Annotated in this window: 13 protein-coding genes and 1 tRNA gene; 13 read left to right on the plus strand and 1 reads right to left on the minus strand. The window is 76.2% G+C overall.

What is annotated here, in order from left to right; genetic code table 11:
* Window positions 1-353: 353 nt before the first annotated feature.
* The 3 genes from RTG05_RS03730 to RTG05_RS03740 are packed head-to-tail and all read left to right on the plus strand — an operon-like array spanning window position 354 to window position 3287.
* On the plus strand, window positions 354-1451 hold the full coding sequence (locus RTG05_RS03730) for a resuscitation-promoting factor (protein ID WP_166527516.1): 1098 nt from the start codon (window positions 354-356) through the stop codon (window positions 1449-1451).
* Window positions 1414-2325, plus strand: coding sequence for a 16S rRNA (adenine(1518)-N(6)/adenine(1519)-N(6))-dimethyltransferase RsmA (gene rsmA, locus RTG05_RS03735; RefSeq protein WP_315912292.1), 912 nt, complete (start codon window positions 1414-1416; stop codon window positions 2323-2325). The genes RTG05_RS03730 and rsmA overlap by 38 nt, the downstream gene beginning before the upstream one ends.
* Window positions 2322-3287: a 4-(cytidine 5'-diphospho)-2-C-methyl-D-erythritol kinase gene (locus RTG05_RS03740; protein WP_315912293.1), complete on the plus strand. Its 966-nt coding sequence runs from the start codon at window positions 2322-2324 to the stop codon at window positions 3285-3287. Before rsmA ends, RTG05_RS03740 begins: the two co-directional genes overlap by 4 nt.
* A 58-nt stretch (window positions 3288-3345) precedes the next feature.
* Here the strand turns inward: RTG05_RS03740 and RTG05_RS03745 are convergent, their stop codons facing one another.
* A complete protein-coding gene (locus RTG05_RS03745; protein ID WP_315912294.1) occupies window positions 3346-4332 on the minus strand; it encodes an acyl-CoA desaturase in 987 nt (328 codons plus the stop codon).
* A gap of 198 nt (window positions 4333-4530) precedes the next feature.
* On the opposite strand from RTG05_RS03745, the gene RTG05_RS03750 reads away from it, so the two are divergent.
* From RTG05_RS03750 to RTG05_RS03795, 10 genes are all read left to right on the plus strand, one after another.
* Window positions 4531-4603 (plus strand) — tRNA-Gln (locus tag RTG05_RS03750).
* A 64-nt stretch (window positions 4604-4667) separates the two neighbouring features.
* The gene (glmU, locus tag RTG05_RS03755) at window positions 4668-6164 is read left to right on the plus strand and encodes a bifunctional UDP-N-acetylglucosamine diphosphorylase/glucosamine-1-phosphate N-acetyltransferase GlmU (protein WP_166527517.1); all 1497 of its coding nucleotides are present in this window, start codon (window positions 4668-4670) and stop codon (window positions 6162-6164) included.
* A gap of 46 nt (window positions 6165-6210) precedes the next feature.
* Window positions 6211-7191 carry a ribose-phosphate diphosphokinase gene (locus tag RTG05_RS03760; protein WP_166527518.1) on the plus strand — a complete coding sequence of 327 codons (981 nt, stop codon included), beginning with the start codon at window positions 6211-6213 and terminating at the stop codon, window positions 7189-7191.
* A gap of 4 nt (window positions 7192-7195) precedes the next feature.
* A complete protein-coding gene (cysC, locus tag RTG05_RS03765) occupies window positions 7196-8248 on the plus strand; it encodes an adenylyl-sulfate kinase (RefSeq protein WP_315912295.1) in 1053 nt (350 codons plus the stop codon).
* 215 nt (window positions 8249-8463) lie between these two features.
* Entirely contained in the window at window positions 8464-9168 is a 705-nt protein-coding gene (locus RTG05_RS03770; RefSeq protein WP_166527519.1) for a 50S ribosomal protein L25/general stress protein Ctc, read from the plus strand.
* A 59-nt stretch (window positions 9169-9227) separates the two neighbouring features.
* Window positions 9228-9815 (plus strand): aminoacyl-tRNA hydrolase, encoded by a 588-nt coding sequence (gene pth / locus RTG05_RS03775; protein ID WP_166527520.1) that lies wholly within the window; start codon window positions 9228-9230, stop codon window positions 9813-9815.
* A 179-nt stretch (window positions 9816-9994) separates the two neighbouring features.
* Complete coding sequence (locus RTG05_RS03780; protein WP_315912296.1) at window positions 9995-11500, plus strand: sugar transferase; 1506 nt, start codon at window positions 9995-9997, stop codon at window positions 11498-11500.
* 269 nt (window positions 11501-11769) lie between these two features.
* Window positions 11770-13011, plus strand: coding sequence for a DUF1972 domain-containing protein (locus RTG05_RS03785; RefSeq protein WP_315912297.1), 1242 nt, complete (start codon window positions 11770-11772; stop codon window positions 13009-13011).
* Entirely contained in the window at window positions 13008-13757 is a 750-nt protein-coding gene (locus RTG05_RS03790) for a CDP-alcohol phosphatidyltransferase family protein (protein ID WP_166527521.1), read from the plus strand. The genes RTG05_RS03785 and RTG05_RS03790 overlap by 4 nt, the downstream gene beginning before the upstream one ends.
* Window positions 13754-14488, plus strand: coding sequence for a hypothetical protein (locus RTG05_RS03795; RefSeq protein ID WP_166527522.1), 735 nt, complete (start codon window positions 13754-13756; stop codon window positions 14486-14488). Before RTG05_RS03790 ends, RTG05_RS03795 begins: the two co-directional genes overlap by 4 nt.
* The last annotated feature ends 1 nt before the right edge of the window (window position 14489 follow it).

Here is a 14489-nt window from a genome sequence, read left to right on the forward strand (position 1 = left end):
CCTCGCGGGGCGGCTCGCCTGGGCGCGGGGCCGTGGTCTTGATCACCCCACCGAGCTCACGCTGCGCACCCGTCACACCCGTCCCGCCCGGCGCGTCGCTCACTCACCGTGTCGGCGCGTCCACAGGTCGACACGTCGCCCCGCTGGTCTACTCGACGCGCACCGTTGCCAGACGCACCGTCCTCGTTATCGTGTCGTGACCAGCCGGGGTGGGGACCGACCCGGACGGCACCGCGACCAGGGGCTCCGCCTCCCCGTCGCCTGCCGTCCGAGCCGGGTCGCGCTCGGTACCCGCCCTGCCGGCGAGTGCCCGCGCGCGCCTCCACCCGGGATCTCCTCACTCTGGAAGAGCCGTGCCCCGACCGCTGAAGTCCGTCCTCCTCGCCCTCGTCCTGATCGGACTCGTGGGCGGCTCCCTGGCCTTCTTCGTCGCGCAGAAGTCCGTGACGCTGACCGTCGACGGGCAGGCCCGCGAGCTGCGCACCTACGCCGACACCGTCGGCGAGGTGCTCGAGGGGGAGGGTCTGCGGCCGCAGTCGCACGACGTCGTCCTCCCGGACGCCGCCGCCCCGGTCGCCGACGGCGACACCGTGGTGCTCAACCGGGCGCGCCCGCTCACCCTCACCGTGGACGGCGTGAGCAGCGAGGTGTACGTGACCGCGCTGTCGGTCGACGAGGCACTGGCCCAGCTCGGGTACCGCGCCGAGGACCTCGTCGTCTCCGCCAGCCGCAGCGAGCGCCTCCCGCTGGACGGCATGGCGCTGTCGATCAGCACGCCCAAGGACGTCACCCTCGTCGTCGACGGGCAGCAGCGCGTGGTCACCACCACCGCGGCCACCGCGAGTGACCTCCTGGCCGAGCAGGGCGTCGCGCTCGGCCCGGCCGACCGCACCAGCCTCTACCCCGACCAGGCGCTGCTGTCGCAGATGCGGCTGCAGGTCTTCCGCGTGCAGGTCAGCGAGGTGCCCGTCGCCTCGCCGCTGGAGCACGGGACCGTCGAGACCGGGGACCCCACCGCCTTCGCGGGCGACGACACCGTCACCCAGGAGGGCGTCGTGGGTGAGCAGGTGACCACCTTCCGCGTCACCGTCACCGACGGCGTGGAGACCGGCCGCGAGCAGCTGGCCACCACCGTCACCCGGGCGCCGGTCGACGAGCTGGTCACCGTCGGCACCAAGCCCCGCCCGGCCGCCTCGAGCGCCGTCCCCGCCACGGCCGACGGGCTGGACTGGGCCGCGCTGGCCAGGTGCGAGTCGGGTGGCCGACCCGACGCGGTGAGCGGCACCGGCAAGTACCGGGGCATGTACCAGTTCTCCCAGTCGACCTGGAACGCTGTCGGTGGCAGCGGCGACCCGGCCGCCGCCTCGGCCGAGGAGCAGACCAAGCGGGCGCAGATGCTCTACGCCCGCTCCGGTGCCGGCCAGTGGCCGCACTGCGGCAAGCTCCTCTGAACGGAGCCCCCTGAGCACCCCACCCGGACAGACCGACGGGCTGCTGGGCCCGGCCGCCATCCGCGACCTGGCCCGGCAGCTCGGGCTGCGCCCGACCAAGAGCCTCGGGCAGAACTTCCTGCACGACGCCAACACCATCCGGCGGATCGTGCGCACCGCCGAGCTGGACCCCGACGACGTCGTCCTGGAGGTGGGGCCCGGGCTCGGCTCGCTCACCCTCGGGCTGCTCCCGGTCGCCGCGCACGTCACCGCCGTCGAGATCGACCCCCGGCTGGCCGAGCTGCTGCCCCGCACGGTGGCCGGGCGCGCGCCCGGCCTCGCCGGCCGGCTCACCGTGGTCGAGGCCGACGCGCTCCGGGTGCGCGAGCTGCCCGGGCCGGCCCCCACGGCGCTGGTGGCCAACCTGCCGTACAACGTGGCGGTGCCCGTCCTGCTGCACCTGCTGGAGCTGCTGCCGACCCTGCGCCGCGGGCTGGTCCTCGTGCAGGCCGAGGTCGCCGAGCGGCTGGCCGCCGCCCCGGGCGCGCCGGCCTACGGCGTCCCGTCGGTCAAGGCCGCCTGGTACGGCGAGGTCCGCCGGTCCGGCAGCATCGGCCGCCGGGTGTTCTGGCCCGAGCCCAACGTGGACTCCGGCCTGGTCGCCCTCGACCGCCGTCCCCCGCCGCCGGGCGACCGCGCCGCCACCTTCGCCGTCGTGGACGCCGCCTTCGCCACCCGCCGCAAGGGGCTGCGGGCCGCGCTGGCCCGGTGGGCCGGCGGCCCGGCCGCCGCGGAGGCCCGGCTGCGGGACGCGGGCATCGACCCGGCCACCCGCGGCGAGCAGCTCTCGGTCGCCGACTTCGCCCGGCTGGCGGCGACGGAGCCCCGGCCGTGAGCTGGGCCTCCTCCGGCGGGCCCGGCCGGCTGGCAGGGGGCGGCGCGGTCGTGGCCCGGGCCCCCGCCAAGGTCAACCTGCACCTCGCCGTCGGGCCGCTGCGCCCGGACGGGTACCACGAGCTGCGCACCGTCTACCTGGCCGTGTCGCTGTTCGACACGGTCACGGTGCGCCCGGGCACCGGGCTGACCCTCACCGTGACCGGCGAGGGGACGACGGGCAGCGGGCCCGACGCCGTCCCGACCGACCGGCGCAACCTGGTGTGGCAGGCCGCCGAGCTGCTGGCCGAGCGGGCCCGGGTGCCCGCCGACGCCGCCATCACCATCGACAAGTCGATCCCCGCGGCGGCGGGGCTGGCCGGGGGCAGCGCGGACGCCGCGGCCGCGCTGGTCGCCCTCGACGCGTTGTGGGGCACCCACGCCACCCGGGGCGAGCTCACCGCACTCGCCGCCCGGCTGGGCAGCGACGTCCCGTTCAGCCTGGTGGGCGGGGTGGCCCTGGGCTCCGGCCGCGGCGAGCAGCTGTCCCCGGTGCTGGCCCGCCGCCGCTGGGACTGGGTGCTCGGCATCGCCGGCGAGGGGTTGTCCACCCCCGCCGTCTACGCCGAGCTGGACCGGCTGCGGGCCGAGGGCCGGGTGCCCAACGGCGAGGTGCACGCCTCGTCGGACCCGGTGATCGCGGCGCTGCGCAGCGGGCCGGTGCCGGCACTGGCCACCGCGCTGGCCAACGACCTGCAGCCACCGGCGCTGTCCCTGCGGCCCGACCTGCGCCGCGCGCTGCGGGCCGCGAGGGGTGCCGGGGCCGCCGCAGCGATCGTCAGCGGCTCCGGCCCGACGGTGGCCGCGCTCGCCACGGACGAGGACGCGGCGGTGCGGATGGCCGCGACGCTGGCCGGGGAGGGCGTCTACCGCACCGTCCGCGCCGTGCACGGCCCGGTCCCCGGCGCCCGCCTGGTCGGCTGAAAGAGGACCCCCTCGCCCCCCACCGCTCGCAAGCTCGCGGCGGGACCCTGCGAGGGGCCTAGACAGCAGTGGCCGGTGGGCGGCGCTTGGCGGCCAGCCGCACGGGGTCCGGCCACTTCACCGAGTGCGCCCAGCCCAGCTTCTCGAACACCCAGATCACCCGGGCGCTGATGTCGACCTGCCCGCGCAGCACGCCGTGCCGGGCGCAGGTCGGGTCGGCGTGGTGCAGGTTGTGCCACGACTCCCCGGCGCTCAGGATCGCCAGCGGCCAGAAGTTGGTGGCGCGGTCCCGGGAGACGAAGGGCCGGTCGCCCACGACGTGGCACACAGAGTTGATCGACCAGGTCACGTGGTGCAGCAGGGCTACCCGCACCAGCCCGGCCCAGAAGAACGCCGTCCAGGCGCCGACCCAGCTGCCCGTCACCAGGCCGCCCACGACTGCCGGAAGGGCGAGGCTGAGGAAGGCCCAGACCACGAACAGCCGGCTGGTGCGCCGCAGCGTGGCGTCCTTGAGCAGGTCGGGGGCGTACCGCTCGGCGTTGGTCTGCCGCCGGTCGAACAACCAGCCCAGGTGCGCGTGCCACATCCCCCGGAGCAGCGCGCGGGCATCGGTGCCGTAGCGCCACGGCGAGTGCGGGTCGCCCTCGCGGTCGGAGAACGCGTGGTGCCGGCGGTGGTCGGCCACCCACTGCACCACCGGCCCCTGGACGGCCATGCAGCCGACCACGGCCAACGCGATGCGCAGCGGGCGGGCGGCCTTGAACGAGCCGTGCGTGAAGTGCCGGTGGTAGCCGACGGTGATGCCCAGCAGCGTGAGGGAGTAGAGGCCGACCGCCAGCCCGACGTCGAGCCAGGACAGCCCCCACCCCCACACGGCGGGGACGACGGCGGCGAGGGCCAGGAAGGGCACGACGACGAAGACGTAGAGCGTGACCTGCTCGACCAGCCCCTTCTCCTTGCCGAAGGCGGTGGGCGGGAGCCCGGCGTCCGGGTCGGCCGGCCGGGGGGCCGGGGCCGTGGGGCGCGTCGGGGCGGGAGCGGACAAGCGGCCTCCAGGGCGCTCCGTGGGGCGCGGTGCGGTCCGGTCTGACCGCCGCACCCCTACGGGTCCGTAAGCTACGTCACCGCGCAGGGCACCGCCCGACGGGTCCTGGGGCGGCACCGCGGCACCGGCCGGGCGGGCGCCTAGGCTGCCGGGGGACGTCCGCGCGGCGTCCGCGCCGTCCTCCGGCGGCGCCCGCAGTGGGGGATGGGGTAATCGGCAGCCCGCCGGCCTTTGGAGCCGGGAAGTCTCGGTTCGAGTCCGAGTCCCCCAGCAGCCGTTGTCCCCAGCAGCCGTTGTCCCCCAGCAGGCCGTTGCCGCCGAGGTCGAGGAGACCCGTGTCCGAACCGCGCCAGCCCGGTGCCGTCCCCGAGGGCGGGGTCGCCGCCGTCGTCGTCCTCGCCGCCGGCCAGGGCACCCGCATGAGGTCCGCGCTGCCCAAGGTGCTGCACCCCCTCGGCGGGCGCAGCATGCTCGGCCACGTCCTGGCCGCGGCCGACCCGCTGGCCGCGCGGCACACCCTCGTGGTCGTCGGCGCGGGCCGGGAGGCCGTCGAGGAGCACCTGGCCCGGGAGGCCCCGGGCGCGCGGCCGGTGCTGCAGGCCGAGCAGCGCGGCTCCGGGCACGCGGCGGCGGTCGCGCTGGCCGCCGTCCCCGACCTCGACGGCCCGGTGCTGGTCGTCAACGGCGACGCCCCGCTGCTGACCGCCGGCACGCTGGCCGCGCTCGTCGACGGCCACCGCGAGGCGGGCAGCGTGTTCACCGTCCTCACCTCCGAGGTGCAGGACCCGACGGGGCTCGGGCGGATCGTCCGCGGCGCCGGCGGCGAGGTGCGCGCCATCGTCGAGGAGCGGGACGCCACCGACCAGCAGCGGGCGATCCGCGAGGTCAACGCCGGGGTCTACGTGGCGCACGCCGCCACCTTGCGCCGGGTGCTGGGCGGCCTGGCGACCGACAACGCCCAGGGCGAGCAGTACCTGACCGACGCCCTCGCCCCGCTGGCCGAGGGCGGGGCGCCGGTCGCCGCCGTCCGGGCCGGGGACCCCGACGACGTCCTGGGCTGCAACGACCGCCGGGAGCTCGCCGCTCGCCGGCGCACGCTCAACGACCGGGTGCTCGACGACCTCATGCGCGCCGGCGTCACCGTCGTGGACCCGGCCACCACCTGGGTCGACGTGACCGTCACCGTCGCGGCCGACGCGCTGCTCGAGCCCGGCGTGCACCTGCGGGGGACGACGTCGGTGGCCACCGGCGCCGTCGTCGGCCCGGACACCACCCTGGTCGACACCGCGGTGGGGGAGGGCGCCAGCGTGCTGCGCTCGCACGTCCTCGGCGCCGACGTCGGCCCGCGCGCCACCGTCGGCCCGTTCAGCTACCTGCGGCCGGGCACCCGACTGGCCGCCGGCGCCAAGGTCGGCGCCTTCGTCGAGACCAAGAACGTGCAGGTCGGCGAGGACTCCAAGGTGCCGCACCTGTCCTACGTCGGCGACGCCACCATCGGCCGCGGCTCCAACGTCGGGGCGGCCACGGTGTTCGTGAACTACGACGGGGTCCAGAAGCACCACACCGAGGTCGGTGACCACGTGCGGATCGGCTCGGACACCATGCTGGTGGCCCCGGTCACCGTCGGGGACGGCGCCTACACCGCGGCCGGCTCGGTCATCACCACCGACGTCCCCCCGGGGGCGATGGCCGTCGCGCGGGCCCGCCAGCGCAATGTGGCAGGCTGGGTGCGGCGCCGCCGTCCCGGGACGGCCGCCGCGCAGGCCGCCGAGGCGGCCGGGGATCCAGGGGCCGAGTCGGCGGCCGACACCCGCCCGGAGGCTTCCGGGTAGGCGGTGAGTCGGCCCGACGACGCGAGGACCAGGGGTTGACCAGCCGATGAGCGCCATCCGGCAGACACCGAGCAAGAGCCTGATGCTGTTCTCCGGCCGGGCCTTCCCGGAGCTCACCGACGAGATCGCCGGGCACCTCGGGGTCACCCCGACGCCGACGGCGGCCTACGAGTTCGCCAACGGCGAGCTGTTCGTCCGCTTCGAGGAGTCCGTCCGCGGCTGCGACGCCTTCGTGGTGCAGAGCCACACCGCGCCGCTGAACACCTGGCTCATGGAGCAGCTGATCATGGTGGACGCGCTCAAGCGGGCGTCGGCCAAGCGGATCACCGTGGTCGCCCCGTTCTTCCCCTACGCCCGGCAGGACAAGAAGCACCGCGGCCGCGAGCCCATCTCCGCCCGCCTGGTCGCCGACCTGTTCAAGACCGCCGGCGCCAACCGGCTGATGACCGTCGACCTGCACACCGCGCAGATCCAGGGCTTCTTCGACGGCCCGGTCGACCACCTCTTCGCCCTCGACCTGCTCGTGGCGCACGTCTGCGAGCGGTGGGGCGACCGGGACATCACCGTCGTGTCGCCGGACTCCGGCCGGGTGCGGGTCGCCGAGCGGTGGACCGACAAGCTCGGCGGCACCCCGCTGGCCTTCATCCACAAGACCCGCGACCCCCTGCGGCCCAACGAGGTCGTCGCCAACGCCGTCGTCGGCGAGGTCGAGGGGCGGACCTGCATCCTCGTCGACGACATGATCGACACCGGCGGGACGATCGTGAAGGCCACCGAGACGCTGTTCGAGGCCGGCGCGGCCGACGTCATCGTCTGCGCCACCCACGCCGTCCTCTCCGGCCCCGCGGTCGACCGGCTGAAGAACAGCCGGGTCAGCGAGGTCATCGTCACCAACACGCTGCCCATCGAGCCGGCCCGCCGGTTCGACAAGCTGACCGTGCTCTCCATCGCCCCGCTGCTCGCCCGGGCGATCAAGGAGGTCTTCGAGGACGGCTCGGTGACCAGCCTGTTCGACGGGGCCTCCTGACCGGGTGGCCGCCCGCACCCGACTGACCGACGCCCAGGTCGCCGCCCTGGCCCGCCACCGGTTCGGACTGGGTGCCGTCCCCGACCTCCCGCCGGCCGAGGGGTTCGAGGACGCCCAGGGGGTCCTCGTGGCGGTGCGCGAGGCCGAGGGGCTCCGGGTGGTCGAGGTCCCACGCTGGCGCCCGCCGGCCGACGTGGCCCGCCGGCTGCGGGAGCGCGGGTGGTCCGACCCCGCCGCCTGGGTGGGGTGGCCGCCGGCCGCGGTCGAGGACCTGCCGCCGCGGGTCCTCGTGCTCCTGCCCGTGGCCGGGGCGCCCGTCGACGCGGCGGTGGTCTCCTCCGCCGCGGCCGCGTGGGCCGGCGTCCGGTCCGGCGGCCGCGAGGTGGAGCTGGTGTGCGTCCCGGTGACCGCGGCCGCGCCGGAGGTGGGCTGGCCGCGGCTGGCGGCCGTCTACGGCGCGACCCTGGCCGGCAGCCGCGTCGACCCGGGGACGGCGCGCACCGGCGGGCGGGTGCTGTTCTTCACCGGGCTGTCCGGCGCCGGCAAGTCGACCATCGCCGCCCGGGTCGTCGAGCTGCTGCTGGAGACCGGCCGCAGCGTGACCCTGCTCGACGGCGACGAGGTCCGCTCCCACCTGTCCGCCGGGCTGGGCTTCTCCCGGGCCGACCGGGACACCAACGTCCGCCGGATCGGCTGGGTCGCCGCGCAGATCGCCAAGCACGGCGGCACCGCCGTGTGCGCACCCATCGCCCCCTACGCCGCCGTCCGCGCCGACGTGCGCCGGGAGGCCGAGGAGCAGGCGGGGCCCGGTGGCTTCGTGCTGGTGCACGTGGCCACCCCGCTCGCCGAGTGCGAGGCCCGTGACCGCAAGGGGCTGTACGCGCGGGCCCGGCGGGGCGAGATCCCGGCGTTCACCGGGATCAGCGACCCCTACGAGGTCCCCACCGACGCCGAGGTCCGCGTCGACACGACGGGCAGGGACGTCGACGCGTGCGCCCGCCTGGTGCTCGACGCCGTCCTCGCCGCCCCGGGGCCGGCCGGCGCGGGACCCGCGTAGGACGCCGTCGGCGTGCCGGGGGCACGGCCCCGGCCCGGCGGGGGAGCCGTCCCGGGCACCGGGTATCCTCGAGGAGTTGCCCGGCGAGGGAGACGGCCCGCCCGTACTCCGTGATCGACGTGCTGCGCTCCTCGCGGGGGTCTGCCCCCCCGGCCGGGCGTGCCGCGCCGTCCGCCGGCCACCGACCCGATCCACCTGCTGAGGAGCACACCACCGTGGCCGACTTCCGCCTCGCCGCCGAGACCCGCACCGAGTTCGGCAAGGGCAGCGCCCGCCGCACCCGCCGGGCCGGCCGCGTCCCCGCCGTCCTCTACGGGCACGGCCAGGACGTCGTGCACCTGTCGCTGCCGGCCCGCGAGTTCGCCGCGGCGCTGCGCAACGGCGGCAGCACCGTGCTGCTCACCGTCGTCCTGGACGGCCGGGAGCAGCTCGCCCTCACCAAGGCGGTGCAGCGCGACCCGCTGACCCGCGCCCACGAGCACGTCGACCTGCTCGTCGTGCGCCGTGGCGAGCGGACGACGGTGGAGATCCCGGTCCTCGTCGTCGGTGAGCCGGGCATCGACTCGATCCCGAACCACCAGCTGAACACCCTGTCCATCGAGGCCGACGCCACGAACCTGCCCGAGACCATCGAGGTCGACGTGACCGGCCGCACGGCCGGCCAGGGCATCAACGCCGGCGACATCACCCTGCCGGCCGGCGCCGTGCTGGTCACCGACCCCGAGGCGCTCGTCATCGGCTTCATCGGGGCCCCGACCGCCGAGGCGCTGGAGGCCGAGCTCGCCGAGGCCGAGGCCGAGGCCGGCATCGAGCGCGAGGAGTCCGCAGCCGCCGAGGAGGGCGTCGGCCAGGGCGACGTCGTCTCCGAGCCGCAGGACCAGGGCAGCGGCGAGTCGATGGACTCCGCCGAGAAGGGCTGAGCGTCCTGACCCAGGGCTCGACCCGCGGGGGCGCCGACGACGTCGGCGCCCCCGCGGCCGTGTCCGAGGGGCCCTTCCTGGTGGTCGGGCTGGGCAACCCCGGTCCCTCCTACGCCGGCAACCGGCACAACGTCGGCGTGGTGGTGCTCGACGAGCTCGCCGCCCGGGCCGGCACCCGGCTCTCCCCGGGCAAGGGCAAGCGGGCCCGCACGCAGGTCGGCGAGGGCCGGCTGGCCGGCCGCCGCGTCGTGCTGGCCCGGCCCACCACCTACATGAACGAGTCCGGCGGCCCGGTCCGCGGCCTGCTGGACTACCACTCCATCCCGGCCACCGACCTGGTGGTGCTGCACGACGAGCTCGACGTCCCCTTCGGCACGGTGCGGCTCAAGCGCGGCGGCGGGGAGGGCGGGCACAACGGCCTGCGGTCGATCTCCCGGTCCACCGGGACGAGGGACTACCTGCGGGTGCGCGTCGGCATCGGCCGCCCGCCGGGCCGCCAGGACCCGGCCGACTTCGTGCTCCGGGACTTCTCGGCCACCGAGCGCAAGGAGCTCGACCTGCTCGTCGCCGAGGCCGCCGACGCCGCCGAGGAGCTGCTCGCCCGCGGGCTCGAGGCCGCGCAGAACGTGGTCCACCCCCGAACCTGACGGGCGTCCCCGGGTGGGTGAGTCGCCGTCACCAACGGGTGAAGGGGCCCGCCGCGCGTTGACCCGCCCGTGACGCAGTGTGATGGTCGTCCGACGTCGGACACCGTGCCCGGACGAACGCCCTGCTCACAGGCGAACAGTCGTCCCGTGCACGCGTGGTGCCGACCACACGTCGTCACGTGCGTCCGGGGGAAACCGTGCTGCTCGACCACTCCACCGCCCGTCTCGGGACGGCGTCCCGCGCGCTCCGGGGGACGCCGAGCGTGCAGCGCCGGCCCCGCCCGCGGGCCGGGCGGGCGCCCTGGGTGGCCCGGTACTCCCGCACGCTCACCGGCTTCGAGCTCACGGCCGCCACGGTGGCCGCGGTGGCCGTGCTGGGCACGCACCCCGGCGCCTCGCCGGGCACCTCGCTGTTCTGGGCCAGCGTCGCCCTCGTCGTCGTCTGGCCGGTGCTGCTGCACGCCACCGGCGCCCACGCCGAGCGGGTCTTCGGCTCCGGCAGCGACGAGTACCGCGCGGTGGGCAGGGCCGGGTTCGGGCTGCTCGCCGTCGCCGGGTTCGTCTCCTACGCCGCCGAGCTGGACCTGAGCCGGGCGCTGGTGGTCGGCGCCGTCCCGGCGCTGACGCTGGGCACCCTGCTGGGGCGCTTCGCCGCCCGCTGCGCGCTGCGCCGGCTGCGCGCGCAGGGCCACTGCGCCAAGCGGGTCGTCGTCGTGGGCCGGGGGACCGCGGTCCTCGAGCTGGTCGACCGGCTGCGCCGGGAGCGGTTCGCCGGGCTGGAGGTCGTCGCCGCCTGCGTGACCTCCGCCGACCGCGACCGGGTGACCCGGGTGGCCGGCGTCCCCGTCGGCGGGCTGGACGACGTGCTGTCGCTGGTCGGCACGCTCGGCGCGGACACCATCGCGGTGACGTCGGCCAGCGAGACCGCGGCGCAGTACCTGCGCTCGCTGTCCTGGCAGCTGGAGGGCACCGGCATCGAGCTGCTCGTGGCCCCCGGTCTGGTCGAGGTGGCCGGCCCACGGCTGCACATCCGCCCGTTCGAGGGGCTGCCGCTGCTGTCGGTGGAGCAGCCGCGCTTCGAGGGCTGGCAGCGCGTCGTCAAGGGCGGCCTGGACCGCGCCGTCGCCGCGCTGGCCCTGCTCGTGCTCGCCCCGGCGCTGCTGGCCATCGCCGTCACCGTGAAGGTCACCAGCCCCGGCCCGGTGCTCTACCGCCAGGAGCGGGTCGGGCTGAACGGTCAGGCCTTCACCATGCTCAAGTTCCGCAGCATGGTGATGGACGCCGAGCGCCAGCTCGACGCCCTGCGCGCGCAGAGCACGGCCGACGGGCTGCTGTTCAAGATGCGGGTCGACCCGCGGGTCACCCCGGTCGGCCGGGTGATGCGCCGGCTGTCGCTGGACGAGCTGCCGCAGCTGCTCAACGTCCTCGGCGGCTCGATGTCGCTGGTCGGTCCGCGCCCGCCGCTGCCCGGTGAGGTCGCCCGCTACGACACCTCGGTCAGCCGCCGGCTGCTGGTCAAGCCCGGGCTGACCGGCCTGTGGCAGATCTCCGGCCGCAGCGACCTGCCGTGGGAGGAGGCCGTGCGCCTAGACCTGCGCTACGTCGAGAACTGGTCGCTCGCGCTGGACGCGCTGATCCTCGCCAAGACGGTGCGCGCCGTGCTCACCAGCTCCGGGGCGTACTGAGCAAGGACCACCCCTCCCCCCACGCCTCGCAGGCTCGGCGCGGGCTCCTGAGGGGTGGCCGTTCCAGCACGTCACCGGGCTCGGCGCGGGACCCGGGACGGGGCCGTTCCAGCACCTCACCAGTGCGCCGGTGCCCCGTGCGGGTGACGTCGCCCGCGCAGACCTCCCCTGTCGGGCCCCGGCCGTTCGAAGCTCACCCGGGGCGACGAGACACGTACGTCCGGTACGGACACCTCGTCCGCCTGTTCGGACGCGAGACGGAGGCCCCGATGGACCGCTTGAGCATCGCGATGGTCGGCACGCGCGGCGTGCCGGCCCGGTACGGCGGCTTCGAGACCGCCGTCGAGGAGATCGGGCGCCGGCTGGCCGACGCCGGACACCGGGTCGTCGTCTACTGCCGCACCGTGCCGGGGACCGTCGAGGAGCCGCCGGCCACGCACCTGGGCATGGAGCTGGTGCACCTGCCGGCCACCCGTCGGCGGTCGCTGGAGACGCTGAGCCACACCGCCCTGTCGTTCGGGCACCTGCTGACCCACCGCACCGACGTGGCGATGGTGTTCAACGCGGCCAACGCGCCGCTGCTCCCGGCACTGCGCGCCGCCCGCATCCCCGTCGCCACCCACGTGGACGGGCTGGAGTGGAAGCGTGCCAAGTGGGGCGGCACGGGCCGGCGCTACTACCGCGCGGCCGAGGCGCTGGCCGTGCGCTGGTCCGACGTGCTCATCGCCGACGCGCAGGGCATCGCCGACTACTACCGCGACGCCTTCGCCGCCCCGACCACGCTGCTCACCTACGGCGCCCCGCTCATCCGGCCCGGGACCGACCGCCTCGCGGAGCTCGGCCTGGAGCCGCGCGGCTACCACCTGGTCGTGGCCCGCTTCGAGCCGGAGAACCACGTCGACGTGATCGTCGAGGGCTACGCGGCCAGCACCGCCGCCCAGCCGCTGGTCGTCGTCGGCTCGGCGCCCTACGCCGACGAGTACACCGCCCGGGTGCACGCGCTGGCCGACGACCGGGTGCGCTTCCTGGGCGGGGTCTGGGACCAGGAGCTGCTCGACCAGCTCTACGCCAACTGCACGACCTACCTGCACGGGCACTCCGTGGGCGGCACCAACCCCTCGCTGCTGCGCGCCATCGGTGCCGGCGCGGCGGTCACCGCCTTCGACGTCGACTTCAACCGCGAGGTCGTCGCCGACGCCGGCCGGTTCTTCCGCACCCCCGCCGACGTGGCTCGCGAGGTCGCCGCCGTGGAGGCCGACCCGGACTGGGTCACCCGCGCCGGAGCGCGTGCCCGGGAGCGGGCCGGCGGCTACGACTGGGACGCCGTTGCGGCCGGGTACGAGGAGCTCGCGCGCGTGCTCGCCGGGCGCCGCTTCGCCCCCCGCCGGCCCTCGGGACGGCGCCGGCCGACCGCGGCCGACGGCCCTCCGCTCGCGCCCCGACCGGCCGTCCCGGTGCCCGCCCCCGCGGCGGTCCCCGCGGAGGAGCGACTCCGGGCGGTCCAGCAGTGACCGCGACCGTGGAGCGCCCGCCCGTGGAGGACCTGCGGACGACGCTGCGCCGGCTGGCCGTCGCCCAGAAGGGGTCCACCGGCGCGCCGGCGTACTCCCGGTTCGTCAACCGGCCCCTGGGTCGGCTGTTCGCCGCGCTGGCCTTCCACGCCGGCCTGACCCCGAACGCGGTCACCGCGACCAGCGCGGTGTTCACCACCACCGGGATCGCGCTGCTCGCCCTCGTCCCGCCGTCGGTGCCGATGGGCCTGGCCGTCGCCGGCTGCCTGCTGCTCGGCTACGGCCTGGACGCCGCCGACGGGCAGCTGGCCCGGCTGCGCGGCGGCGGGTCCCCGGCCGGGGAGTGGCTGGACCACATGGTGGACGCCGCCAAGGCCTCCGGCCTGCACCTGGCCGTGCTGGTCGGCTGGTACCGGTTCGACGTGGTCCAGGACGCCTGGCTGCTGGTGCCGATCGGCTACTGCCTCGTCGACGCCGTCACCTACTTCGGCACGATGCTCAACGAGGCGCTGCGGGCCCAGCACGGCGTCCCCACCCGGTCCCAGCCCACCGCCCGGCCCCCCGGCGTGGGGCGCTCGGTGCTCACCCTCCCCACCGACTACGGCCTGCTGGCCTGCGTCTTCGTCCTCGTCGGGGCGCCCGCGCTGTTCGTCCCGACCTACACCGTCCTCTTCCTGGCGGCGGCGGCCTTCCTCGCCATCGCCTCGATCAAGTGGTATCGAGAGATCGGCAGGCTGCCCCGATGACGACCGACGACACCGACACCCGGCGACCGGCCGGGGGTGCCGACGACGGCGCCCCCACCGCCCGCCGCCGGACCCTGCTGGCCGCCGTCGCGGGCCTCGTGGTCGCCGGCGTCGTGGCGCTGGTGCTGCTGCTGGGCGACGACGCGGACGGCGGCACCGCCCCCGCGGCCGCGCCGTCGACCCCGGCGGAGGCCACCGACGCGGGCGGCACGGCCGATCCCACCACCCCGACCGGCGAGCCGTCGGCGGCACCGGCACCGGCACCGGCAGCCGTCGAGTCGGCGCCCGCCCCGGTCCCGGGGGAGGGGACGCCGGTCTCCGCCGACCTGCCGCCGGCGTTGCCGGAGGTGCCGCTGGACGCCCCCGTCACGGTCGAGGACGGACTGGTCGTCGAGCTGTCCCGCATCGAGGCGATCGAGGGGACGGGCCAGGGCCCCGGCAACGTGTCCGGTCCCGCCCTGCGGGTGACCGTCCGGATCCAGAACACCTCGCCGGCGCCGCTGCCGCTGGACGGCGTCACCGTGAACGCCTACCACGGGGGCGAGCTCACCCCCGCCTCGCCGTTGGAGGACCCGTCCCGGCAGCCCCTCGTCGGCGAGCTGCCCGAGGGCGAGGCGGCCGAGGGCGTGTACGTGTTCAGCGTCCCGCGCGAGGCGATGGGTGCGGTGACGGTGGAGCTCGCCGCACGGGCGGACGCGCCGCGGGTGCTGTTCTCCGGCCCGGTCGACTGAC

It is taken from the genome of Geodermatophilus sp. DSM 44513 (assembly GCF_032460525.1).
Classification (GTDB): Bacteria; Actinomycetota; Actinomycetes; order Mycobacteriales; family Geodermatophilaceae; genus Geodermatophilus.